This is a genomic window from Streptomyces sp. CLCI03, from assembly GCF_053615355.1.
This window is the reverse complement of the sequence record NZ_CM132132.1, coordinates 2698691-2722985: the sequence shown is the minus strand read 5'-3', so window position 1 is coordinate 2722985 and position 24295 is coordinate 2698691. Positions and strand designations below refer to the sequence as shown.

The window sequence follows — 24295 nt, the reverse complement described above, 5'->3', positions numbered from 1 at the left end:
CGTAGGGCCTGTCCGGACCCCGGAACACACCGAGGGCGGCACCCCGGATCCTTCTCAGGATCGGGGTGCCGCCCTCGGTCTCTGTGCGGCAGAGTTCAAGCGGGCCGGCGGTGTCAGGCCTGGGTGTCGCCCAGGTGGTGGACGCGGACCATGTTGGTGGTGCCGGGGACGCCGGGGGGCGAGCCGGCGGTGATGACCATGGTGTCGCCCTGGTTGTAGCGGTTCAGCTTGAGCAGCTCGCCGTCGACCAGGTCGACCATCGCGTCCGTGGTGTCCACGTGCGGGACGATGTAGGACTCGACGCCCCAGCTCAGCGTGAGCTGGTTGCGGGTGTTGACGTCCGTGGTGAAGGCCAGGATCGGCTGGGTCACGCGGTAGCGCGACAGGCGGCGGGCGGTGTCGCCCGACTGGGTGAAGGCGATGAGCGACTGGGCGCCGAGGAAGTCCGCGATCTCGCAGGCCGCGCGGGCGACGGAGCCGCCCTGGGTACGGGGCTTCTTGCCCTGGACCAGCGGCTGGAGGCCCTTGGCGAGGAGCTCCTCCTCGGCCGCCGTGACGATCTTCGACATCGTCTTGACGGTCTCGATCGGGTAGGCGCCGACCGAGGACTCGGCCGACAGCATGACCGCGTCCGCGCCGTCGAGGATCGCGTTGGCGACGTCGGACGCCTCCGCGCGCGTCGGGCGGGAGTTGGTGATCATCGACTCCATCATCTGGGTCGCGACGATCACCGGCTTGGCGTTGCGGCGGCACATCTCGATGAGCCGCTTCTGGACCATCGGGACCTTTTCGAGCGGATACTCGACGGCCAGGTCACCACGGGCCACCATGACCGCGTCGAAGGCGTCGACCACGGCCGCCATGTTCTCGACGGCCTGCGGCTTCTCCACCTTGGCGATGACCGGGACCCGGCGGCCCTCCTCGTCCATCACCTTGTGGACGTCCTTGACGTCGTTGGCGTCGCGGACGAAGGAGAGGGCGACCATGTCGCAGCCCATCCGCAGGGCGAAGCGGAGGTCGTCGACGTCCTTCTCCGACAGGGCGGGGACGTTCACGGCGGCACCCGGCAGGTTGATGCCCTTGTGGTCCGAGATGACACCGCCCTCGATGACGATGGTCCGGACCCGGGGGCCGTCGACCTCGGTCACCCGGAGCTCGACGTTTCCGTCGTTGATCAGGATCTGGTCACCCTTGGCGACGTCGCCCGGGAGACCCTTGTAGGTGGTGCCGCAGATGGACTTGTCACCCGGGACGTCGTCGGTGGTGATGGTGAACTCGTCACCGCGCACCAGCTCGACGGGACCCTCGGCGAAGGTCTCCAGACGGATCTTCGGGCCTTGGAGGTCGGCGAGGACGCCGACGGCGCGCCCGGTGTCCTCGGAGACCTGCCGGACGCGGTCGTACCGCTCCTGGTGTTCTGCCTGGGACCCGTGGCTGAAGTTGAATCGGGCCACGTTCATGCCTGCCTCGATGAGCGCTTTCAGCTGCTCATACGAGTCGACGGCGGGGCCCAGCGTGCAGACAATTTTGGAACGGCGCATGACTGGATCCTATCGGTTTGTTTCGTAGCGGAATATTCCGTCTGGCGGAAACTCCAAGTGACTAGCGAGTAACCAGCTCGTACGCCTGGGTGGCGATCTCCAGTTCCTCATCCGTCGGGACCACCGCCACCGCCACCCGGGCCTCCTCCGCCGAGATCAGCCGGGGCTCGGCGGACCGCACGGCATTGGCCCGCGGATCCAGCACCAGGCCCAGCGCGGCCAGGCCGTCGATCGCGGCCTCGCGGACCTGGTGGGCGTTCTCGCCCACACCGGCCGTGAAGGTCACCGCGTCCACCCGCCCGAGCACCGCCGCGTAGGCCCCGATGTACTTCTTCAGCCGGTGGACGTACGTGGCGAAGGCGAGGCTCGCCGCCTCGTCGCCCTCGCCCGCGCGCCGCAGCACCTCGCGCATGTCGTTGTCGCCGCACATGCCCAGCAGACCGCTCTTCTTGTTCAGGAGCGAATCGATCTCATCCACCGAGAAGCCGGCCACCCGCGCCAGGTGGAAGACGACCGCCGGGTCGACATCGCCCGAACGGGTACCCATGACCAGCCCCTCCAGCGGGGTCAGGCCCATCGACGTCTCCACGCAGACCCCGCCCCGCACGGCCGAGGCGGAGGCGCCGTTGCCCAGGTGCAGCACGATCACGTTCACGTCCTCCACCGGCCTGCCGAGCAGCCGGGCCGTCGCCCGCGAGACGTAGGCGTGGGAGGTGCCGTGGAAGCCGTACCGCCGGATGGCGTACGCGTCGGCGACCTGGGCGTCGATCGCGTACCGCGCCACGTGCTCCGGCATCGTCGAGTGGAAGGCCGTGTCGAAGACGGCGACCTGCGGGAGGTCCGCGCGCAGCTCCCGCGCCACCTCGATGCCCGTCACGTTCGCCGGGTTGTGCAGCGGGGCCAGCGGGATCAGGCTCCGGATCTCCGCCAGCACCTCGTCGTCGATCACGGTCGGCCGGGTGAAGCGCGTCCCGCCGTGCACCACCCGGTGCCCCACCGCCGCCAGTTCGGGCGAGTCCAGTCCCATCCCGTCCGCCGCGAGCTCGGCGGCCACGGCCTTCAGCGCGGCCCCGTGGTCCGCGATCGGGCCGACCTGCTCGCGCCTGCCGCCGGCCGCGCCCGGACCCACGAGCGGCTCGTGCACCAGCCGGGAGGTCTCCTCACCGATGCGCTCCACCAGGCCGGAGGCGAGCCGGGACCGGTCCGCCATGTCGAGGAGCTGGTACTTGACCGACGAGGAGCCGGAGTTGAGGACGAGTACGCGCGATGCGGTCACGATGAGGGTCTTTCCTGGTCGCGGGCGGTGGGGGAGGAGGTGCGAGGGCCGGGCGGGGCGGATCGGGTGGATCAGGCGGTGGGCGCGGTCGCGGGCCCGGGCGAGCCCTGCGCCTGGATCGCCGTGATGGCCACGGTGGTGACGATGTCCTGGACCAGCGCACCGCGCGAGAGGTCGTTGACCGGCTTGCGCAGACCCTGCAGGACCGGGCCGACCGCCACCGCGCCCGCCGAACGCTGCACGGCCTTGTACGTGTTGTTGCCGGTGTTGAGGTCGGGGAAGATCAGCACCGTCGCGCGGCCGGCCACCTGGGACCCGGGCAGCTTGGTCGCCGCGACCGAGGGCTCCACGGCCGCGTCGTACTGGATCGGCCCCTCGATCTGCAGGTCCGGGCGCTGCGCACGGACCAGCTCGGTGGCCTTGCGGACCTTGTCGACGTCCGCGCCGCTGCCGGAGGTGCCGGTCGAGTACGAGAGCATCGCGATCCGCGGCTCGACACCGAAGGCGGCCGCGGTGGTCGCCGACTGGACGGCGATGTCGGCGAGCTGCTCGGCGTTCGGGTCCGGGTTGACCGCGCAGTCGCCGTAGACGAGGACCCGGTCGGCCAGGCACATGAAGAAGACCGAGGAGACGATGGACGCCTCCGGCTTTGTCTTGATGATCTCGAAGGCCGGGCGGATGGTCGCCGCGGTGGAGTGCACGGACCCCGAGACCATGCCGTCGGCCAGGCCCCGCTGGACCATCAGGGTGCCGAAGTAGTTGACGTCCGTGACCACGTCGCCCGCCAGCTCGACGGTCATCCCCTTGTGGGCGCGGACCTGGGCGTAGTACTCGGAGAAACCCTCCCGCAGCGGGGAGGTCGCCGGGTCGATCAGCTGCGCGCCCGAGATGTCGACGCCGAGGTCGGCGGCCTTCTTCAGGATCGCCTGCTCGTCGCCCAGCAGGGTCAGGTCGCAGACCCCCCGGCGCAGCACCACGTCCGCGGCGCGCAGCACCCGCTCCTCGGTGCCCTCGGGCAGGACGACGCGGCGGCGGTCCGAGCGGGCCCGCTCCAGCAGCTCGTGCTCGAACATCATCGGGGTGACGCGCTCCGAGCGGGCCACCGACAGCAGACCGCGCAGCTCGCCGGTGTCCACGTGCCGCTCGAACAGGCCGAGCGCGGTCTCCAGCTTGCGCGGGGTCGCGGAGTTCAACCGACTCTGCAGCGAGAAGAGTTCGGTGGCGGTCGGGAAGCTGTTGCCGGCCACCGACACCACCGGTGTGCCCGGCGCCAGCTTCGAGGCCAGCGTCAGGATGTCCTGGCTCGGGCGCTCGTTCAGCGTCAGCAGCACACCGGCGATCGGCGGGGTGCCGGAGGAGTGCGCGGCCAGTGCGCCGATGACCAGGTCGGAGCGGTCCCCCGGGGTGACGACCAGGCAGCCGGGGGTCAGGGCGCCCAGGAAGTTCGGCAGCATGGCGCCGCCGAAGACGAAGTCCAGGGCGTCGCGGGCCAGCCCGGCCTCGTCGCCGAGAAGGACCTCGCCGCCGAGCGCCCGGGTGATCTGGGCGACGGTCGGGGCGGAGAGCGACTTGTCGTCCGGCAGCACGTAGCAGGGCACGGGCAGCCGGGCGGCCAGCCGCTCGGCTATGACGTCGCGGTCCTCGGCGGCCACCCGGTTCACGACCATCGCGACCACGTGGCAGCCCAGGGTCTCGTAGGCGCGGTAGGCGTTGCGGGCTTCGGCGCGCACGGCCTCGGCCTGGTGCTTGGTGCCGCCCACCACGGGGACGACGACCGCGCCCAGCTCGTTGGCGAGGCGGGCGTTGAGCGCCAGCTCGTCGGGGAGATTGGTCTCCGCGTAGTCGGTGCCGAGGACGAGCATGACCTCGTAGTCGCGGGCCGCCCGGTGATAGCTGTCGACCAGCCGCGAGACCAGCTCGTCGGTGCCCTTCTCGGCCAGGATCGCCGAGGCCTCCTGGTAGGACATGCCGTAGGCCGCCGCGGCGTCCTGATCGATCCGGTAGCGGGCCTTGAGGAGGTCGAAGAGCCGGTCCGGTGCGTCGTGCAGCAGCGGACGGTAGACGCCGACCCGGCCTGTCTGCCGGGTCAGCAGCTCCATGATGCCCAGCTCGACGAACTGCCGGCCGTCCCCCCGCTCGATACCGGTCACGTACACGCTGCGCGTCACGCCCGCTCTCCGTCCCATGCTGTGAAGGTCATGCTCTGAAATGTCACTTTGCTCTGGCTCGACCTCTTGACAATACCTCTGTCAATGGCTAGGGCGCCCCCCGGGAAAAGGCCCGGTCGGGAGGGTCGGGAGGGCTCCGGGGCCCGGCCGTCGAAAACGCGCGGCCCCCCGGGCCCGTGGAACAATCGGACAGGCTTCACCATTACGCCCTTCATATGTACGGCAGGAGACACAGCACGATGCGTATCGGAGTTCTCACCGCAGGCGGCGACTGTCCGGGCCTCAACGCTGTCATCCGGTCGGTCGTACACCGTGCCGTGGTCGGGCACGGAGATGAGGTCATCGGTTTCGAGGACGGCTTCAAGGGCCTCCTCGACGGCCACTTCCGCCCCCTCGACATCAATGCCGTCAGTGGCATCCTCGCCCGCGGCGGCACGATCCTCGGTTCGGCACGCATGGAACGCGCCCGTCTCCACGAAGCCGCCGAGAACGCCCAGGAGCTGGCGACGCGCTACGGCATCGACGCCCTCATCCCGATCGGCGGCGAAGGCACCCTGACCGCCTCCCGGATGCTGTCGGACGCCGGGATGCCCGTGGTCGGCGTACCGAAGACCATCGACAACGACATCTCCTCCACCGACCGCACCTTCGGCTTCGACACCGCCGTCATGGTCGCCACCGAGGCGATCGACCGCCTCAAGACCACCGCCGAGTCGCACCAGCGCGTGATGGTCGTCGAGGTCATGGGTCGGCACGCGGGTTGGATCGCCCTGGAGTCCGGCATGGCCGGCGGCGCGCACGGGATCTGCCTGCCGGAACGCCCCTTCGAGGTGGACGCCTTGGTGAAGATGGTGGAGGAGCGCTTCTCCCGCGGCAAGAAGTTCGCCGTGATCTGCGTCGCCGAGGGGGCGCACCCGGCCGAGGGCTCCATGCCGTACGAGAAGGGCGCGATCGACGCCTACGGCCACGAGCGCTTCGCCGGCATCGGCAACCGCCTCGCCACCGAGCTGGAGCACCGCCTGGGCAAGGAGGCCCGCCCGGTCATCCTCGGCCACGTCCAGCGCGGCGGCACCCCCACCGCCTACGACCGCGTCCTCGCGACCCGCTTCGGCTGGCACGCCGTGGAAGCGGTGCACCGCGGCGAATACGGCAACATGACCGCCCTGCGCGGCACCGACATCGTGATGGCTCCGCTCGCCCACGCGGTCACCGAGCTGAAGACCGTTCCCGAGAACCGTATGTACGAGGCCGAATCGGTCTTCTGAGCCCGGCCCGGGCGGGCCCGTCGGCCGCTCCTGCCCGGCCTGCGCCGGTCCGCCCACCCGACGTCCGCCCGATGGCCTCGTCCTACGCCGCACCGCCCGCGAGGTCCCAGAACCGGTCCACGATCTCGGCGAGGAACTCCCGGCCCGCGTCCCCGCTCCCGGCCTCGCCCTGGCCGCCGCCCCAGCTGAGCGTCGCCACCATCCGCGACTGGTAGTCGCCGTGCAGCCGCTCCAGCACCGACTCCAGATGGTGCTTGGGGATCGGCAGCAGCTTGCCCAGCGGCTTCACGTACGCCTGCCAGCGCGTGGTCACCGCACTGCGCAGCAGCTCGGCGAGCTCCTCGTGCTTGCCGGTCGCCGTCACGAACTGAGCCAGTGTCAGACCCAGCACCGTGGCCAGGGCGGCGGACTGTCGTTCGTTGCCCCGCCAGCGCCCGGTGTCCTCCATCTTCTGGTACGCACTCGTCTCCAGCCCGATCCGCCGGGCCAGGTCGTCCGCCCCGAGCCCCCTGGCCACCCGGTGCTCCCGCAGGGTGACCGGCTCGGCGAGCAGTTCGCCGGGCGAACACCACAGAACGCCCGCGAGCGCCGTGAGCTCGGCGGAGGAGGGTGATATCTCGCCACGTTCCCAGGCCATCACGGTCTCGGGCGCGACGACGAGTCCGTACTGGGCCCGCAGGCCGTAGGCGACATGTCCGGGAGCCATGCCCAGGGCCGCGCGCAGGCGACGCGCGGCGGGGGCATTGAAAGGTGGGCTGGAGTGCACACCGCACACCGTAGAAGTGGCCAGGCTGCGGCGCCTACAGACCAAACAAACAAGCCCATACCTCGTAGGAACGTCCTATGAAGTTAAGGCCTTTCGCCGGGTTTCCGGGCGACTGTCCGGTAATCGGTGAGCCCGAAGATCCTTTCCCTGCGTACGGTTCCAGCCAACGCCCGCCGACGCAATACCCCTCACAGTCTTCGCACAATGTGAACCGGAAGGCCGTTTTCTGCGTGATCCTTTCCGGGGCCCTCGCGCACGGGGGTGGTGAGGGCCCCACCCTCTCTCTCCCTCTCCCGTCCTTGCCTTGACGTCGGCGTCAAGGAATACGGTCGCCCCATGCGCATCGGCGAACTGGCGGAGCGGGCCGGGACCAGCACCCGGACGCTCAGGTACTACGAGTCGCGCGGGCTGCTCCCCGCACGGCGGGACGGCAACGGCCACCGGACCTACGACGAGGACGACCTGCGGCTGCTGCGTCAGATCCGCATGCTCCAGGACTTCGGCTTCGAGCTGGAGGAGACCCGGCCCTTCGTGGACTGCCTGCGCGCCGGCCACCCGGCCGGGGACTCCTGCCCCGCCTCGCTCGCCGTCTACCGGCGCAAGCTGGTCGAGCTGGACGGCCTGATCGGCCGGCTGACCGACGTGCGCGATCAGCTCGGGCGGCAGTTGGCCGACGCGGAACTGGCGGCCGGCGTAGCGGCGGTGCCGAAGTGCGAGATGACCGGATGACCGATGACCGATGACCGGATGGACGAGAGGGACGGCGACATGAAGGCTCAGGGTGTGGCGCAGGTGACCGACGCCGATTTCGAGGCCGAGGTGCTCGGGGAGCGGGGACGGCCCGTCCTCGTGGAGTTCACGGCGGACTGGTGCGGCCCCTGCCGCCAACTCGCCCCCGTCCTCTCCTCGATCGCCGCCGAGGAGGCCGACCGGCTCAAGGTCGTGCAGGTCGACGCGGACAGCAACCCCGGGGCCGTCACCCGGTACGGGGTGCTGTCCATGCCGACCCTGCTCGTCTTCCGGGACGGCGAGCCCGTCCGGCAGCTGGTCGGGGCCCGGGCCAAGCGCAAGCTGCTCCAGGAACTGGAGCCGCACCTCGCCACGGCCTGAGCCCCGTCGCCCCGCCCCCGGCGTCAGCCCTGCGGCCGGAACCAGACCGTCGCCAGCGGCGGGAGGGTCATCCGCAGGCTCGCCGGGCGGCCCTGCGCCGGCACCGGCTCCGGCCGCAGCGGCTGGGTGTGGTGGATGCCGCTGCCGCCGTAGACCTCCAGGTCGGTGTTGAGCACCTCCCGCCACAGCGGCACCTCCTCGGGCACCCCGATCCGGTAGCCGTGCCGGACCACGGGCGAGAAGTTCGACACCGCCAGGAGCTGCGAGCCGTCCTGCGCGTAGCGCAGGAACGCGAAGACGTTGTCGTCCGCGGCGTCCGCCTCCACCCAGGCGAAGCCCTCCGGCACCGTGTCCCGCTCCCACAGGGCGGGCGCCGCCGTGTACGTGCGGTTCAGGTCGCGCACGAGGTCCCGTACGCCGCGGTGGTCACCGGCCGCCGCGTAGGAGGAGTCCAGCAGCCACCAGTCCGGCCCGTACACCTCCGACCACTCCGACCCCTGGGCGAACTCCTGTCCCATGAAGAGCAGTTGCTTGCCCGGGTGGGCCCACATGAAGCCGAGGTACGCCCGGTGCGCGGCGCGCCGCTGCCACCAGTCCTCCCCGGGCATCCGCGACACCAGCGAACCCTTGCCGTGCACCACCTCGTCGTGCGAGATCGGCAGCACGTAGTTCTCGCTGAAGGCGTAGATCATTCCGAAGGTCATGTCGTGGTGGTGGTACTTGCGGTGCACCGGCTCCTTCGACATGTAGCGCAAGGTGTCGTGCATCCAGCCCATGTTCCACTTCAGGCCGAAGCCGAGCCCGCCCGCGTCCGTCGGCCGGGTCACGCCCGTCCACGCCGTGGACTCCTCCGCGATGGTCACCACCCCCGGGCAGCGCCGGTACACGGTGGCGTTCATCTCCTGGAGGAAGGCCACCGCGTCCAGGTTCTCCCGACCGCCGTGCTCGTTGGGCGACCACTCGCCCTCCTTGCGCGAGTAGTCGAGGTAGAGCATCGAGGCCACCGCGTCCACGCGCAGGCCGTCCACGTGGAACTCCTCGCACCAGTAAACGGCGTTGGCGACGAGGAAGTTACGGACCTCCTTGCGGCCGTAGTCGAACTCCAGCGTGCCCCAGTCCGGGTGCGCGGCCCGCCGCGGGTCCTGGTGCTCGTACAGCGGCCGCCCGTCGAACTCCGCGAGGGCCCAGTCGTCGCGCGGGAAGTGCGCGGGCACCCAGTCGACGATCACCCCGATCCCGGCCCGGTGCAGCGCGTCCACGAGGAAGCGGAAGTCGTCCGGGGTGCCCATCCGCGAGGTCGGCGCGTAGAAACCGGTGACCTGGTAGCCCCACGAACCGCCGAAGGGGTGCTCGGCGACCGGCATCAGCTCCACGTGCGTGAAGCCCAGTTCCTTGACGTACGCGGGGAGCTGCTCGGCGAGCTGCCGGTAGGAGAGCCCGGGGCGCCAGGACGCCAGGTGCAGCTCGTACACCGAGAAGGGGGCCTGGTGCGGGGGCCGGGCGCCGCGTTCGGCCATCCACGCCGCGTCCTGCCACTCGTACCGCGAGGCGGTGACCACCGAGGCGTTCGCCGGCGGGACCTCCGCGGAGCGGGCCATCGGGTCGGCGCGCAGGGTGTGGCTGCCGTCCGGGCGGGTGATGTCGTACTTGTAGAGCGTCCCGGCGCCCACCCCGGGCAGGAACAGCTCCCACACGCCCGTGGAGCCGAGCGAACGCATCGGGTAGGCGACGGAGTCCCAGTACGAGAAGTCCCCGGTGACCCGGACCCCCTGGGCGTTCGGCGCCCACACCGTGAACCGGGTCCCGGCCACGCCCTGGTGCTCCATCGGCTGGGCACCCAGCGCCGTCCACAGCTCCTCGTGGCGGCCCTCGCCGATCAGGTGCAGGTCCAGCTCGCCGAGGGCGGGCAGGAACCGGTACGGGTCGTGGATCTCGATCTCGTCGCTGTCGTAGGTGACCAGCAGCCGGTACTCCGGCACCTCTGCCAGCGGCAGCAGTCCCGAGAACAGACCGTCCCCGTCGTCGAGGAGCTCGGCCCGCAGCCCCTTGGCGACGACCGTGACCGCCGTGGCGTACGGGCGCAGCACCCGGAACGCCACCCCGCCCCGCTGGGCCCGTGCCCCCAGCACCGCGTGCGGATCGTGGTGGCGGCCCTCCAGCAGCCGGGCCCGTTCGTCGGTCCCGAGCGCGGGCGCCGGCCGGACGCCGCGCGGCGGGGTGGCGCGGCGGGCCCGGGGAGCGCGGGCCTTCTTCACCGGCGCAGGGGCGGGTGCGGCTTCGTCGCTGACGGTCGGTGACGGCTGTCGTGCGGCGCTCACGCGAGCGGCCTCCTCGGGGGCTTCGGGTGGGGGTGCGGGGAGATGGATCCGGGGGCGGACGGGGTCGGCGGCACGCGGTGGGCGGGCCGTACCGGTTCCGACAGCCGCCGGATCGCGGCCATCGGGACGTGCAGCCAGTCGGGACGGTGCCGGGACTCGTAACGGGCCTCGTACACCGCCTTGTCGGTCTCGTACGCCCGCAGCAGCACGGGGTCCTCGCGGGGGTCCCGGCCGGTGGTGCGGGCGTAGCCCTCGCAGAAGGCGGCCCGGCAGTCGTCCGCCCAGGCGGGGGCGAACGGCCGGTGCGAGCGGGCCGCGTAGTCGAAGGAGCGCAGTATCCCGGCGATGTCGCGCACCGCCGGTTCGGGACGGCGCCGGTCGGCCAACGGCCGGGCCGGCTCGCCCTCGAAATCGATCAACGACCAGCTGCCGTCGAGGGTGCGCAGGGTCTGACCCAGATGGAGGTCCCCGTGGATCCGCTGGGCGGGCACCCCCGCCCCCCGGGAGGCGGCCAGCGCGTCGAAGGCGCCCCGCAGCCCCGCCTCGTAGGGCCGCAGCGCCGCCACCTCGCGGGCGGTGGCGGCCAGCCGGGCCGTCATCCCCGCCGCGAGCCGGGCGGTCTGCTCCGGGCCGAGCGCGACCGTGGGCAGCGCCGAGGCCAGCGCGCTGTGCACCTCGGCGGTGGCCCGGCCGAGCGCGTGCGCCTCGGCGGTGAAGTCGGCCCCGGCGCCGAGCCGGCGCAGCGCGAGCTGCCAGCCGTCGTCGGAGCCGCGCAGGTACGGCTGGAGCACGCCCAGGGTCAGCGGTTCGCTGCCGGGCGGCACGGCCTCGTACCAGGCGACGGGGGCCGGGACCCGGGTGCAGCCGGCGGCGGCCAGCGCCCTGGGCAGTTCCAGGTCCGGGTTGACGCCGGGGCCGACCCGGCGGAAGACCTTCAGGATGAACGAATCTCCGTAGATGAGGGAGGAGTTCGTCTGCTCCCCGGAGATCGGCCGGGGGGTGAGCCCCGCCGGGATCGGCGTGGTCGGGTCCCGGTCGAAGCGCAGCGGGCCGAGCGCCCCGGGGGAGCGCAGCCGCTCCAGCAGCATGGCCGCGAGCCGGGGGTCGCCCAGCGCCTCGTAGACCGCCCGGCCCGCGTACGGCCCGTCCTCGGCATGGCCGATCAGGGTGGGTGCGAGGGCGGGTGGCAGGGACGGGCGGATGCCCAGCAGCAGCTGGTAGCAGTCCCCGTCCACGTCGAGGAGCAGGTGGAGCAGTCCGGGGGTGGACCCCGGCGGCAGCAGCTCGGCCGCCGATACGGTCCTGAGCCTGCTGATGGTGCGGCCCTTGCCCGCGAACCAGCGCTGTGCGGGCAGCCAGGCCCTCAGCATCGGCTCCAGTGGAGCGATCCCGGCGGCCCGGTCGGCCGTCAGCCGGCTCCGGGCGGATGCAGCCTCCGACATGGCGTCGCGTCCTTTCCCCGGGCCGTCACAGAATGCGCAGAGTGTCCCGGATGCGCGGCAGTTGCTTCTCCGGCATGTGCGAGTGTCGGGTCAGGATGGTCCGTACAGGGGCGGGCGATTGACCCATTCGAGCTGCCCGCCCCGTCCTCGGCCCGCTACTTCGCGCGTTTGTCGACGCGCTGTTCGGCCCGCAGCCGGAACCAGTAGAAGCCGTGTCCCGCCAGGGTCAGCAGGTACGGCCACTCGCCGATCGGCGGGAAGCGCACATCACCCGTGAGCTCCACCGGGACCCGCCCGTTGAACGACCGCAGATCGAGCTCGGTGGGCTGCGCGAAGCGCGAGAAGTTGTGCACGCACAGGACCAGGTCGTCCCCGTGCTCCCGCAGGAACGCGAGCACCGCCGGGTTCGACGACGGCAGTTCGGTGTACGAGCCGAGTCCGAAGGCCGGGTTCGCCTTGCGGACCTCGATCAGTCGACGGGTCCAGTGCAGCAGCGAGGAGGGCGAGGACATCGCGGCCTCGACGTTGGTGACCCGGTACCCGTAGACGGGATCCATGATGACCGGCAGGTTCAGCCTGCCCGGATCGCACGAGGAGAAACCGGCGTTGCGGTCCGGGGTCCACTGCATCGGCGTGCGGACGCCGTCGCGGTCGCCCAGCCAGATGTTGTCGCCCATGCCGATCTCGTCGCCGTAGTAGAGCACCGGCGAGCCGGGCAGCGACAGCAGCAGGGCCGTGAACAGCTCCATCTGCTTGCGGTCGTTGTCCAGGAGCGGCGCGAGCCGGCGCCGGATGCCGATGTTGGCCCGCATCCGCGGGTCCTTGGCGTACTCGGCGTACATGTAGTCGCGCTCTTCGTCCGTGACCATTTCGAGGGTGAGCTCGTCGTGGTTGCGCAGGAAGATGCCCCACTGGCAGCGGTCCGGGATCGCCGGGGTCTTGGCCAGGATTTCGGAGACGGGGTAGCGGGACTCTCTTCGCACGGCCATGAAGATGCGTGGCATGACGGGGAAGTGGAAGGCCATGTGGCACTCGTCCCCGCCCTTCTCGTAGTCGCCGAAGTAGTCGACGACGTCCTCGGGCCACTGGTTGGCCTCGGCGAGCAGCACGGTGTCCGGGTAGTGCGCGTCGATCTCGGCCCGGACCCGCTTGAGGAGCTGGTGGGTGCGGGGCAGGTTCTCGCAGTTGGTGCCCTCCTCGGCGTACAGGTAGGGCACCGCGTCGAGGCGGAAGCCGTCGATGCCGAGGTCGAGCCAGAAGCGCAGCGCGGAGACGATCTCCTCCACCACGGCCGGGTTCTCGTAGTTGAGGTCCGGCTGGTGGGAGAAGAATCTGTGCCAGTAGTACTGCTTGCGTACCGGGTCGTACGTCCAGTTGGAGGTCTCGGTGTCGACGAAGATGATGCGGGCGTCCTGGTACTGCTTGTCGTTGTCGGCCCACATGTAGTAGTCGCCGTACGGACCGTCCGGGTCCTTGCGCGACTGCTGGAACCACTCGTGCTGATCGCTCGTGTGGTTCATGACGAAGTCGATGATCACCCGCATGCCGCGGGTGTGCGCGGCGTCCACGAACTCCACGAAGTCGGCGAGGTCGCCGAACTCGGGGAGCACGGAGGTGTAGTCGGCGACGTCGTAACCCCCGTCGCGCAGGGGTGAGGCGAAGAACGGCGGCAGCCACAGGCAGTCGACACCGAGCCACTGGAGGTAGTCCAGTTTGCTGGTGAGCCCCTTGAGGTCGCCGACGCCGTCGCCGTTGCTGTCGTGGAAGGAGCGGACGAGGACCTCGTAGAAGACCGCCCGCTTGAACCAGTCGGGATCGCGGTCCTTGGCGGGGGTGTCCTCGAAGGTGTCGTGGACGGGATCGTTGATCATCATGTGGTGGGTGACCCTCCGGTGGGCGGGGACGGTCGCAGAGCGGCCAGTACGTGCGCGGGCGTACGGCCCGGCTCTAGGCGCACGTAGTTCGCCCTGCCCCAGTGATAGGTCTCGCCGGTGAGCTCGTCGCGCACCGCGAGGGACCCGTGCCAGTCGAGGCCGAGTACCGGCATGTCCAACGACACCGTCGCCTCCTGGGTGTGGTGCGGATCGAGGTTGACGACCACCAGTACGGAATTGGCTCCGGCGTGCTTCGAATAGGCGATCACCTGTTCGTTGTCGGTCGAGTGGAAGTGGATGTCGCGCAGCTGCTGGAGCGCGGGGTTGCGCCGGCGCAGCCGGTTCAGGGAGGTGATCAGCGGGGCGATCGTCTCGCCGGAGCGATCGGCGGCGGCCCAGTCGCGCGGCCGGAACTCGTACTTCTCGGAGTTCAGGTACTCCTCGCTGCCCTCGCGCACCGGGGTGTTCTCGCAGAGCTCGTAGCCCGCGTAGACCCCCCAGGCCGGGGAGAGGGTGGCGGCCAGGACGGCCCGGACCTCGAAGGCGGGGCGGCCTCCGTGCTGCAGGTACTCGTGCAGGATGTCCGGGGTGTTGACGAAGAAGTTCGGCCGCATGACCGAGGCGGACGGGGTGTCCGCCAGCTCGGTCAGGTACTCGGTCAGCTCGGCCTTGGTGTTGCGCCAGGTGAAGTAGGTGTACGACTGCTGGAAGCCGACGGCGGCCAGCGCCCGCATCATCGCGGGCCGGGTGAACGCCTCCGCCAGGAAGATCACGTCCGGGTCCGACTTGTTGATGTCCGCGATCACCTTCTGCCAGAAGACGACCGGCTTGGTGTGCGGATTGTCGACCCGGAAGATCCGGACACCGTGCTCCATCCAGTACCGCAGGATCCGGCAGGTCTCCTTGACGAGGCCGGCCATGTCCGTGTCGAAGTGGATCGGATAGATGTCCTGGTACTTCTTCGGCGGGTTCTCGGCGTACGCGATCGTCCCGTCCGCCCGGTGACGGAACCACTCCGGGTGCTTCTCGACCCACGGGTGGTCGGGGGAGCACTGCAGGGCGAAGTCCAGCGCGATCTCCATGCCCAGCTCGCGGGCACGCCCGACGAAGGCGTCGAAGTCCTCGATGGTGCCGAGCTCCGGGTGGACCGCGTCGTGGCCGCCCTCGGTGGAACCGATGGCCCACGGCACGCCCGGGTCCCAACTACCGGCGGAAAGAGTGTTGTTCGGACCCTTGCGGTAGGTGGACCCGATCGGGTGGATCGGCGGCAGGTAGACCACGTCGAAGCCCATCGCGGCGATCGCCGGCAGCCGCTCGGCGGCGGTCCGGAAGGTCCCGCTGACCGGGGCCTCACCGGGCTCCAGCACCGCACCCTCGGAGCGCGGGAACATCTCGTACCAGGAACCGAAGAGGGCCCGCTTGCGCTCCACCAGGAGCGGCAGGGGCTTGGAGGCGGTGACCAGCTCCCGGTACGGGCGCCGGGCGAACGCGGCGTCCACGGCCGGATCGAGGGCGGCCTCGTACCGTTCGGCGACGGGCAGGTCCTCGTCGCGCATGGTGCCGGCGGCGACCAGGACGGCCTCGCGCCCGTCCCGCTTGGGGATCCGGGCCCCGGCCCGCTCGTAGAGCTCCGCGCCCTCCAGCAGCATGAGACCGGTGTCGATCCCGGCCGGGATCTTGATCGCGGCATGGGCCCGCCACGTGGCGACCGGATCGCTCCACGCCTCGACGGTGTACGTCCACCTCCCCTCGACGTCGACGGAGATCTTGGTCCCCCACCGGTCGGTGCCGGGGGCGAGTTCGCTCAGCGGCACGGGGGCCCGCAGCCGCCCGCCCGGATCACGCAGGACGAGGTGGGCGGCGACGGCGTCGTGTCCTTCACGGAACACGGTGGCGGAGATCTCGAAGACCTCGTCCACGACCGCCTTTGCGGGTCTGGCGCCGCAGTCGACGGCGGGGCGGACGTCCAGCACGGGAATGCGACCGATCATGATGGGATCACCTGGGGGCAGTTCGCAGGGCTCGGTGACAACAGGCCAGCCGGAATCACGGCTGGTAGTGCACGCTCTGTTCGCTCTGTTTCTAGCCGCTCAGTGGACGGCTGGGCTGCGGGCATGGCCGCTCCTGTCCGCGTTCACTCGGGTGGCGGGGAGAGGGTTTGTGGGCGGAGGCGCCGTGCGTGTACGCGTGTACCCGGGGAGCCCTTCCCACTATCACCCCGCCCAACCCGGGTGCTCGGTTAACTACTCGTACGTAGTGGCACGGGCAATACCAAGCCCCGGCTCGACATCCACCGAGGCTCCGTCAAGTCGGCCGGAACCAGGTGACGTACGGGCGCACGCGGCGTGGATCCCGGGCGTGGACGGGTCGGGAACCACCCGCCCCACGGGCCCCGCGCGCCCCGTCCTGAGGAGGAAGGCCCCGATCCGCTCCGGCACCGCGCGCACCGTCTCGTTCACCCGCCTCGTTCATACGGGCGACGATGCGACAGGTGTTCCCGGACGTCACGCCGATCGATCGGCGCCCGGCGGCCCGGGAGGCGGCGTTCGCCCCCGGGTGACCTGTCGGAGGAGGACCGTCCTCGCTAGCCTTCCGGGGGTGATGCGCGGGTGCACAGCGTGGTGAGCCCGCTCCGATCCGCAATCCCCTGCGAAGGTGGAACGTGTGAAGGCTATCCGTCGATTCACCGTGCGCCCCGTCCTCCCGGAGCCCCTGCTGCCGCTCACCGACCTCGCGCGCAATCTGCGCTGGTCGTGGCATTCCGAGACCCGTGAACTCTTCCAATCCGTCGACCCCGAGGGCTGGCAGGCCGCCGGCGGCGATCCCGTCCGGCTGCTCGGCGCCGTCTCCGCGGCCCGGCTCGCCGAACTGGCCGCGGACCGCCGGTTCCTGCGCCGACTCGCCGTCGCCGCCGCCGACCTCGATGACTACGTGAACGGCGGGAGGTGGTACCAGAGCCAGGAGAAGGGCGCGGAACTACCCGCCGCCATCGCCTATTTCTCCCCCGAATTCGGCATCACCGCCGCCCTGCCGCAATACTCCGGCGGCCTCGGCATCCTCGCCGGGGACCACCTCAAGGCCGCCAGCGACCTCGGCGTCCCGCTCATCGGGGTGGGCCTGCTCTACCGCCACGGCTACTTCCGCCAGTCGCTCTCCCGCGACGGCTGGCAGCAGGAGCACTATCCCGTCCTCGACCCCAACGAACTCCCGCTCGGCCTGCTCCGCCAGGACGACGGCACCCCCGCCCGCGTCTCGCTGACCATGCCCGGCGGACGCACCCTGCACGCCCACATCTGGCAGGCCCGCGTCGGACGCGTACCGCTGCTGCTCCTGGACTCCGACGTCGAGGACAACGACGTCGCGGCCCGCGAGGTGACCGACCGGCTCTACGGCGGCGGCAGCGACCACCGGCTGCTCCAGGAGATGCTGCTCGGCATCGGCGGTGTGCGCGCGGTACGCGCGTACTGCCGGATCACCGGCCACCCCGACCCCGAGGTCTTCCACACCAACGAGGGACATGCCGGTTTCCTCGGACTCGAACGCATAAGGGAACTGGAGCGGGAGCAGGGCCTCGGCTTCGACGCCGCCGTCGAGGCGGTGCGCGCCGGAACCGTGTTCACCACGCACACCCCCGTCCCGGCCGGGATCGACCGCTTCGAGCGGGCCCTGGTCGCCCGGCACTTCGGGGAGGGCGGGGAACTGGCCGGCGTACCCGTCGAGCGGATCCTGGAACTGGGCGCGGAGACCTATCCCGGCGGCGACCCCGGCGTGTTCAACATGGCCGTGATGGGCCTGCGCCTGGCCCAGCGGGCCAACGGGGTGTCCACCCTGCACGGCGCGGTCAGCCGGGAGATGTTCGCCGGGCTGTGGCCCGGCTTCGACCCGGCCGACGTACCCATCACCTCCGTGACCAACGGGGTGCACGCCCCCACCTGGGTCGCCCCCGAGGTGGTCCGGCTCGGCGCCCGTCAGATCGGCGCGGGCCGCACCGAGGACGCCCTGTCGGTCGGCGGCTCCCCGCGCTGGGACGCGGTCGCCGAGATCCCGGACCAGGACGTGTGGGACCTGCGGCGGGTGCTGCGCGAGCAGCTGGTGCAGGAGGTACGGGACCGACTGCGGGCCTCGTGGCGCCAGCGCGGCGCCGCCGCGGCCGAGCTGGGCTGGGTGGACTCCGTACTCGACCCGGACGTCCTGACCATCGGCTTCGCCCGGCGCGTGCCCTCGTACAAGCGGCTGACGCTGATGCTGCGCGACCCGGAGCGGCTGCGCAGGCTGCTCCTCGACCCGGAGCGGCCGGTGCAGATCGTGGTCGCGGGCAAGGCGCATCCGGCCGACGACGGCGGGAAGCGGCTCGTGCAGGAACTGGTGCGCTTCGCGGACGACCCGAGGGTGCGCCACCGGATCGTCTTCCTGCCCGACTACGGCATGGCCATGGCGCAGAAGCTCTACCCGGGCTGCGACGTCTGGCTGAACAACCCGCTGCGGCCCCTGGAGGCCTGCGGCACGAGCGGGATGAAGGCCGCGCTGAACGGCTGCCTCAACCTCTCCGTCCTCGACGGCTGGTGGGACGAGTGGTTCGAGCCGGACTTCGGCTGGGCCATCCCGACCGCCGACGGGCTCGGCGCGGACGAGGACCGGCGCGACCACCTGGAGGCCACCGCCCTCTACGAGCTGATCGAGAACCGGGTCGCGCCCCGCTTCTACGACCGGGTCGGACGCACCGGGCTCCCGGTGCGGTGGATCGAGATGGTCCGGCGCACGCTCGTCTCGCTGGGGCCGAAGGTGCTCGCCGGGCGCATGGTCCGGGAGTACGTGGAGCGGCTGTACACGCCGGCCGCGCTCGCCCACCGGGCCCTGGACGCCGCGGCGGCGCGCGACCTCGCCTGGTGGAAGGGCCGGGTCCGGGCGGCCTGGCCGCGGGTCTCCGTCGAACACGTGGAGACGCTGGCCGCGGTTCCGGTGGGCGGCACCGCCGAACTGGGCGCCACCCTCACCCTGCGCGTGCAGGTGGCTCTGGACACCCTCACCCCCGAGGACGTGGAGGTCCAGGCCTTCGGCGGCCGGGTCGACCCGCAGGACGTGATCCGGGACGGGCGGAGCTTCCCGCTCAAGCCGGCCGCGGGGCCCGATCTGGAGGGCCGCTGGGTGTACGAGGGCCCGCTCGCCCTCGACCGTACGGGGCCCTTCGGCTACACGGTGCGCATCCTGCCCGCGCACCCGCTGCTGGCGACCCCGGCGGAACTGGGCCTGGTCGCGGCCCCGGTGGAGACGGACGCGGGCGGCGGGGTCCTGCTGCGGTAGGCACCGTGGCGGTACCGCTTCAGGGGGCGGGCGGCGGATCCACCGGCCGCTCGCCCTCCACGAGCATCCCGGCCCGCTCGACGCTGCGCAGGGCCGGGATCACCTCCACCTGCCCCCCGCCGTCCACCGCGCCGATCCGTCTCGGCCGCGACCGAGGCCGTGCGCGGGGAGACCGTGCGCAGGGCCGTACGGCGGGGACCTCACGGGTGAACCTTCGAACGTACTGGGCATGCCGAATCGATTCGGCGGGCTCCTGCGCTCCTACGCTGCCCGAGGATGCCACCGGACCGGTATCCGCGGAACCCGAGCAACCCGAGGAACGGACTCCCCCATGCGTCTTCGCTCGACCGCCGCCGCGTTCGTCGGCGCTCTCGCGCTCGCCCTGCCCACCGCCGGGCCGTCGATGGCCGACGACCACGGCGAACGCGCCCTCGGCACCCTGCACTACCGCTACCTCGACGCGGCCGGCACCGAGAGGAGAGGCCAGATCCGGCCCGCCGACAACGACACCTGCTACCTGCTGACGCGCACCTCCCGCGACGAGCCCGCCATCGAGGTGCGCAACGACACGGAGTCGCTGGCGGTCCTCTTCGACAACCGGGGCTGCGACGGCGAGGCGGAGAAGGTGCTGAAGCCGGGGGAGAACGCGAAGCGGGTGGAGGTCGTCTCGGTCTACTTCAAGCCGGTGGACGAGGCGGACGCGGGCCGGGGCGACAACGGCGGTACCGGAGGCAACGGCGGCACCGGCGGGAACGGTGGGAACGGCACCTGGCCGGGCCGGGACGACCAGTCGCGCGACGACGAGGACCAGACCGACGGCGGCAACGGCGGCAACGACGGTACGGGCGGGAACGGCGGTACGGGCGGGAACGGCACCTGGCCGGGACGGCCCGACCAGAACCAGAACCAGAACCAGGCCCCCGAGGACGAGGAGGAAGAGGAGGAGAACCTCCTCACCGCCATCTTCCGTGCCCTGGGCCGCCCCGGGGCCTGAGGTCCCGGCCGCGCAGGCGCCCATGGAACAGGGCCGCCCGGGGAGGATTCCTCCCGGGCGGCCCCGTGTCTATCTGCTCAGCCGGCGTTCACCCTGCCCCGCAAGGGTCAGAAGGTGAGCTTCCAGCTGTTGATGTAGCCGGTGTCCAGGCTGGCGGCGTCCCGGACGCGGAGCTTCCAGGTGCCGTTCGCGACCTCGGAGGAGGCGTTCACGGTGAACTGCTGGACGATGTTGTCCGCGCTGCCGCCGGTGCGGTTGCGCAGGTTGTAGACGCTGCCGTCGGGGGCGACCAGGTCGACGACCAGGTCACCGACGTAGGTGTGGACGATGTTCACGTCCACCTTGAGGGCGCTCGGGGCGTTGCCCGATCGCGTCACGTTGATCGGGGACTCGACGGTCGCGTTGTCCGCGATCTGGTAGTCCGTGGTGTTCTCGAAGACGCTCGGCTGCGTGGTGCCGACCGTCCAGGTGAACGCCGCGGTGCCGGTCTGGTTCTGCGAGTCGGTCACCGTGACGGTCACGTTGGACGTGCCCGCGGTGGTGGCGGTGCCCGAGATCAGGCCGTTGGAGGCGTTGATCGACAGGCCGGCCGGCAGGCCGGTCGCCGCGTAGCTCAGCGCACCCGGGTTCGTGCTGGTGGCCTGGACCTGCAGGCTCACCGCGCTGCCCGTGACGGTGCTCTGGTTGGCGATCGGGGTGACCGAGACGCCGTTGGAGATGCGGGATCCGACGGCGATGCCGGCCCACGCGTTGGCGACGTTGTTGTAGATGGTCGAGCCCTGACCGTAGAGGTCGGCGGCGGCCTTCAGCGTCTGGACGCGGGCGTCGGCGTAGTTGGTGTTCGACTTGAAGTAGCCGACCGTCAGCGCACGGAACCAGATCTTCGAGGCGGCGTCACGGCCGATCGCGGTGACGGGCAGGCCGTCCGCGGTCGGCGAGTTGTAGCTCACGCCGTTGATGACCTTGGCGCCGGAGCCCTCGGAGGCCAGGTAGTACCAGTGGTTGGCCGGGCCCGAGGAGTAGTGGACGTCGATGCCACCGATGCCCGAGTACCAGCTGTCCTTGGACGAGCCGTCCTTGCTGGGCTTGTCCATGTAGCGCAGCGGGGTGCCGTCGCCGTTGATGTCGATCTTCTCGCCGACCAGGTAGTCGCCGACGTCCTGCGGGTTGTTGGCGTAGAACTCGACGGCCGCCGCCATGATGTCGGAGGTCGCCTCGTTCAGACCGCCGGGCTCACCGCTGTAGGTCATGTTGCCGGTGACCGAGGTCAGACCGTGGGTCATCTCGTGCGCGGCCACGTCGGTGGAGGTGAGCGGCTTGTTGTTGCCCTCGCCGTCGCCGTACGTCATGCAGAAGCAGGAGTCGCTCCAGAACGCGTTGACGTAGGCGTTGCCGTAGTGGACCCGGGTGTACGGGGCCACGCCGTCGTTGCGCAGGCCGTTGCGGCCGTGCACGTTCTTGTAGTAGTCCCACGTGACGGCGGCGCCGTAGTGCGCGTCCGCGGCGGCGGTCTCCAGGTTGGCGGCGGTGCCGTTGCCCCAGACGTCGTCCGGGCCGGAGAAGAGCGTGCCGGTGCCGGAGCCGGAGCCACGGTTGAGGTTGTACGTCTTGTGGTTGCCGCGCGCGGCGTCGGTCAGGTTCCAGGTGCTGCCCGACTGGGTGGTCCCGAGGGTCACCTGGCCGCTGTACATCGTGTTGCCGGTGCCGGTCTCGATGGCCTGCCACTCGGTGATCTTGGCGCCGGTCTTGGCGTTGGTCACCACGTGGAGCTCGTTCGGCGTGCCGTCGTGCTGGAGGCCGCCGACGACGGTCTCGAACGCGAGGACCGGCGCGCCCTCGGCCGCCCAGATCACCTTGCGGGCGTTCTTGGAGGGCTTGGCCTCCTTGGAGCCCTCGGCGCTCGCGGCGGAGACGGCCTGGCTCTCGGCGGCCGCCGGCGTCACGGTGGCGCTGGTGTCGGCGACCTTGATCTCGTGGTTGGTCGCCTTCGTCACACTCTTGGTGACGCCGTCCTTGGCGTGGACGGTGAGGTCACCACCGAGGACGGGCAGTCCGTCGTAGGTGCGCTCGTAGGTGGTGTGCGTGGTGCCGTCCGCATCCTGGACAACGTCGCGGACGACGAGCTTCTCGCCACTGCCGAGGCCGAGCGCCTTGGCGGCCTGCACGGTGGTCGAGTTGGCATCGGCCAGGAGCGTCGCACGCTCCGAGGCGCTGAGTGCGCGGTTGGCCGCGCCCGGGTTGGGCTGGGCGGCCTTGGAGGCCTGCGACGCGGTGGCGTCGGCGGTCGCGGTGCCGGCCTGTACACCTACGGCGAGCAGGGCTGCCGCGGCAACGAGCGCGCCGGCAGCGGTGGCACGCCTCTGGGGGGTGGACCTCAACGCAGACTCCTTCTGCAAGGGGGGTTCCGGATGGCTGGGTGGGCCTCCGGGCAGAACAGGGCTGGTGCGATGAACGGTCGAAGATTGCCACTCGCAGCGGCAGATGTCAGGGCCGCGTCAAAAGGTTGGCCGGAAACGGTCCGTTGTCCGAAGATACGTATCCGCTATCCGGACCATTCACCTTCGTGTGCTTCCTGGGCCTTTCGGCATGCGGAACGCCTGGTACCGGTTGCTAACACTTGCGCAACAAGAGGCTGCGTTGACCCAAACGGCATTTACCGTACGGGTGTTTGTCGTACTGTTTCCCGGTGCGGCAGATGTTCGTTGCCAGGGGAAGCCATGGACACCTGCCACTGTCATAGACCACGTGCCAGGGGGGCCCATGAGGCATGTCCATATTCCTGCGCAAAGAGTGGCCCGAGCGGCCCGGGAGTCCCTTGCGCCCGCGCGGCGCCTCGGGGACAAGGCCCGTTGGTACCGCCCGGCCGCAATCGCCGCCGACTTCCTCGGCGCCGCGATCCCGGTTGGACTCGTCTTCGACGCGGCGCAGCAGGTCCGGCCCGTCTACTGTGCCCTGGCCGCCGCCGTGGCGTGGACCGGGGTGCAGGCGCTGCGCCGGCGCTACGCGACCCGGACGCTCGGGGAGTCCCGCGGCGTACTGCCGGTCGTCCATGACTGGCTGATTCTCATCGGCGTACTGGCCGTGGCGCGCGTGGTGACCGAAGAGGCCACCCCCCGACTGTCCGCGCTCGGGGCCCTGCTGCCCGCTCTGCTCATCACCGTCGCCGTCCACAAACTGACCTACCGCCACCTGTCGGCCGCCCGCCGCGAGGCCCAGGCCGTCAGCCGGGTCCTCGTCGTCGGCGAGCCCGACGCGGCCGAGGACGTCATCGCACACCTCGCCGCCCGCACCGACCACCCGTACGTCGTCGTCGGCGTGGTCCCGGTCGGTGCCGGGCCGCTCGCCAGCGGGGTACCCGTGGCGGCGCGGCTCGACGGAACGGCACCCGAGGCCCCGAACGGCGACTCCGCGGCCGTGCTCGGCGCCGTCGCCAGCCACCACGCCGACCTGGTGCTGGTGGCCCCCGGCGTGCGGATCACGGGGGAGCGGCTGCGCCGCATCGCCTGGGCCCTGCACGACACGGGCCTGGAACTCGCGGTCTTCCCCGGGTTGGTGGAGGTCTCCGTCAAGCGGCTGGAGACCCTGTCCGCGGGCGGGCTCGCCGTGCTGCGGGTGGCGCCGCCCGTCAGCCGCGGGGTGCAGACGCTGCTCAAGTCGGCCCTGGACCGGGTCGGAGCCGCGGCCGGACTGCTGCTGCTCTCCCCGGTCCTCCTGGGGATCGTCCTCGCCATACGTCTGGGCTCGCGCGGCCCGGCCTTCTACCGGCAGCGGCGGATCGGCCGCGACGGAGTCCCGTTCGTCATGTGGAAGTTCCGCACGATGGTCGTGGACGCCGACGCCCTCAAGGCCGAGCTGTCCGGGTCCAACGAGAACGACGGGCTGATGTTCAAGATGCGCCGCGACCCCCGGGTGACCCGGGTGGGCCGGCTGCTGCGCCGTACCTCGCTGGACGAGCTCCCGCAGCTCGTCAACGTGATGATCGGCGACATGTCGCTGGTCGGCCCGCGCCCGCCGCTGCCCGAGGAGGTGGCGAAGTACGACGAGGTCGAGCTGCGCCGGCTCACCGTACGGCCCGGGATGACGGGGTTGTGGCAGATCAGTGGAAGGTCCGACCTGTCCTGGGACGAAACCATCCAGCTCGACCTCCAGTACGTCGACAACTGGTCCTTCACCAGCGATGTCGACGTCATGGGCCGCACGCTCCGCGCCGTCGTAGACGGTCGCGGGGCGTACTGAGGGG

15 protein-coding genes are annotated in these 24295 nt (G+C 71.0%); 6 read left to right on the top strand and 9 right to left on the bottom strand.

Annotation, left to right across the window (positions count from 1 at the left end):
• Positions 1–113: 113 nt before the first annotated feature.
• The 3 genes from pyk to pta form a co-directional block, all read right to left on the bottom strand.
• Positions 114–1541, bottom strand: a complete 1428-nt coding sequence (pyk, locus tag ACWG52_RS12160) for a pyruvate kinase (protein ID WP_389805522.1) — start codon at positions 1539–1541, stop codon at positions 114–116.
• Between the two features lie 61 nt (positions 1542–1602).
• Positions 1603–2817, bottom strand: coding sequence for an acetate kinase (locus tag ACWG52_RS12155; protein WP_390166297.1), 1215 nt, complete (start codon positions 2815–2817; stop codon positions 1603–1605).
• A gap of 71 nt (positions 2818–2888) precedes the next feature.
• Positions 2889–4985 (bottom strand): phosphate acetyltransferase, encoded by a 2097-nt coding sequence (gene pta / locus ACWG52_RS12150; protein WP_389805515.1) that lies wholly within the window; start codon positions 4983–4985, stop codon positions 2889–2891.
• Positions 4986–5224: 239 nt separating this feature from the next.
• Here pta and ACWG52_RS12145 point away from each other — a divergent pair, with 239 nt between their 5' ends.
• Positions 5225–6250, top strand: a complete 1026-nt coding sequence (locus tag ACWG52_RS12145; RefSeq protein WP_033218922.1) for an ATP-dependent 6-phosphofructokinase — start codon at positions 5225–5227, stop codon at positions 6248–6250.
• A gap of 82 nt (positions 6251–6332) precedes the next feature.
• Here ACWG52_RS12145 and ACWG52_RS12140 read toward each other — a convergent pair whose 3' ends face one another.
• Positions 6333–6956, bottom strand: a complete 624-nt coding sequence (locus tag ACWG52_RS12140) for a helix-turn-helix domain-containing protein (protein WP_161291519.1) — start codon at positions 6954–6956, stop codon at positions 6333–6335.
• 396 nt (positions 6957–7352) lie between these two features.
• Here ACWG52_RS12140 and ACWG52_RS12135 point away from each other — a divergent pair, with 396 nt between their 5' ends.
• A complete protein-coding gene (locus tag ACWG52_RS12135; protein ID WP_033218926.1) occupies positions 7353–7745 on the top strand; it encodes a MerR family transcriptional regulator in 393 nt (130 codons plus the stop codon).
• A 3-nt stretch (positions 7746–7748) separates the two neighbouring features.
• Positions 7749–8126: a thioredoxin family protein gene (locus ACWG52_RS12130; protein WP_389805510.1), complete on the top strand. Its 378-nt coding sequence runs from the start codon at positions 7749–7751 to the stop codon at positions 8124–8126.
• 23 nt (positions 8127–8149) lie between these two features.
• Here the strand turns inward: ACWG52_RS12130 and glgB are convergent, their stop codons facing one another.
• The 4 genes from glgB to ACWG52_RS12110 form a co-directional block, all read right to left on the bottom strand.
• Entirely contained in the window at positions 8150–10444 is a 2295-nt protein-coding gene (gene glgB / locus ACWG52_RS12125; RefSeq protein WP_389805508.1) for a 1,4-alpha-glucan branching enzyme, read from the bottom strand.
• Positions 10441–11886 carry a maltokinase N-terminal cap-like domain-containing protein gene (locus ACWG52_RS12120; RefSeq protein WP_389805505.1) on the bottom strand — a complete coding sequence of 482 codons (1446 nt, stop codon included), beginning with the start codon at positions 11884–11886 and terminating at the stop codon, positions 10441–10443. The genes glgB and ACWG52_RS12120 overlap by 4 nt, the downstream gene beginning before the upstream one ends.
• A gap of 155 nt (positions 11887–12041) precedes the next feature.
• Positions 12042–13760 carry a maltose alpha-D-glucosyltransferase gene (gene treS, locus ACWG52_RS12115; protein WP_030720738.1) on the bottom strand — a complete coding sequence of 573 codons (1719 nt, stop codon included), beginning with the start codon at positions 13758–13760 and terminating at the stop codon, positions 12042–12044.
• Positions 13757–15751 (bottom strand): alpha-1,4-glucan--maltose-1-phosphate maltosyltransferase, encoded by a 1995-nt coding sequence (locus ACWG52_RS12110; RefSeq protein ID WP_389805502.1) that lies wholly within the window; start codon positions 15749–15751, stop codon positions 13757–13759. Before ACWG52_RS12110 ends, treS begins: the two co-directional genes overlap by 4 nt.
• A gap of 673 nt (positions 15752–16424) precedes the next feature.
• Between ACWG52_RS12110 and glgP the strand changes: the two genes are divergently transcribed.
• Entirely contained in the window at positions 16425–19061 is a 2637-nt protein-coding gene (gene glgP, locus ACWG52_RS12105; RefSeq protein WP_390138056.1) for an alpha-glucan family phosphorylase, read from the top strand.
• Positions 19062–19392: 331 nt separating this feature from the next.
• Positions 19393–20055 (top strand): hypothetical protein, encoded by a 663-nt coding sequence (locus ACWG52_RS12100; RefSeq protein WP_389805496.1) that lies wholly within the window; start codon positions 19393–19395, stop codon positions 20053–20055.
• Positions 20056–20162: 107 nt separating this feature from the next.
• On the opposite strand, the gene ACWG52_RS12095 is transcribed toward ACWG52_RS12100, so the two are convergent.
• On the bottom strand, positions 20163–22433 hold the full coding sequence (locus ACWG52_RS12095) for a M4 family metallopeptidase (RefSeq protein ID WP_390138059.1): 2271 nt from the start codon (positions 22431–22433) through the stop codon (positions 20163–20165).
• Positions 22434–22815: 382 nt separating this feature from the next.
• Here ACWG52_RS12095 and ACWG52_RS12090 point away from each other — a divergent pair, with 382 nt between their 5' ends.
• Positions 22816–24291 (top strand): sugar transferase, encoded by a 1476-nt coding sequence (locus ACWG52_RS12090; RefSeq protein ID WP_390138061.1) that lies wholly within the window; start codon positions 22816–22818, stop codon positions 24289–24291.
• The last annotated feature ends 4 nt before the right edge of the window (positions 24292–24295 follow it).

Excerpts from the sequence above, each read along its gene's own strand:
- ACWG52_RS12090 (WP_390138061.1), top strand. The coding sequence starts at position 22,816 with ATGAGGCATGTCCATATTCCTGCGCAAAGAGTGGCCCGAGCGGCCCGG.
- ACWG52_RS12130 (WP_389805510.1), top strand. The coding sequence starts at position 7,749 with ATGACCGATGACCGGATGGACGAGAGGGACGGCGACATGAAGGCTCAG.
- treS (WP_030720738.1), bottom strand. The coding sequence starts at position 13,760 with ATGATGATCAACGATCCCGTCCACGACACCTTCGAGGACACCCCCGCC.
- pyk (WP_389805522.1), bottom strand. The coding sequence starts at position 1,541 with ATGCGCCGTTCCAAAATTGTCTGCACGCTGGGCCCCGCCGTCGACTCG.
- ACWG52_RS12140 (WP_161291519.1), bottom strand. The coding sequence starts at position 6,956 with ATGGCTCCCGGACATGTCGCCTACGGCCTGCGGGCCCAGTACGGACTC.
- ACWG52_RS12135 (WP_033218926.1), top strand. The coding sequence starts at position 7,353 with ATGCGCATCGGCGAACTGGCGGAGCGGGCCGGGACCAGCACCCGGACG.
- ACWG52_RS12100 (WP_389805496.1), top strand. The coding sequence starts at position 19,393 with ATGCGTCTTCGCTCGACCGCCGCCGCGTTCGTCGGCGCTCTCGCGCTC.
- ACWG52_RS12145 (WP_033218922.1), top strand. The coding sequence starts at position 5,225 with ATGCGTATCGGAGTTCTCACCGCAGGCGGCGACTGTCCGGGCCTCAAC.
- ACWG52_RS12120 (WP_389805505.1), bottom strand. The coding sequence starts at position 11,886 with ATGTCGGAGGCTGCATCCGCCCGGAGCCGGCTGACGGCCGACCGGGCC.
- ACWG52_RS12110 (WP_389805502.1), bottom strand. The coding sequence starts at position 15,751 with ATGATCGGTCGCATTCCCGTGCTGGACGTCCGCCCCGCCGTCGACTGC.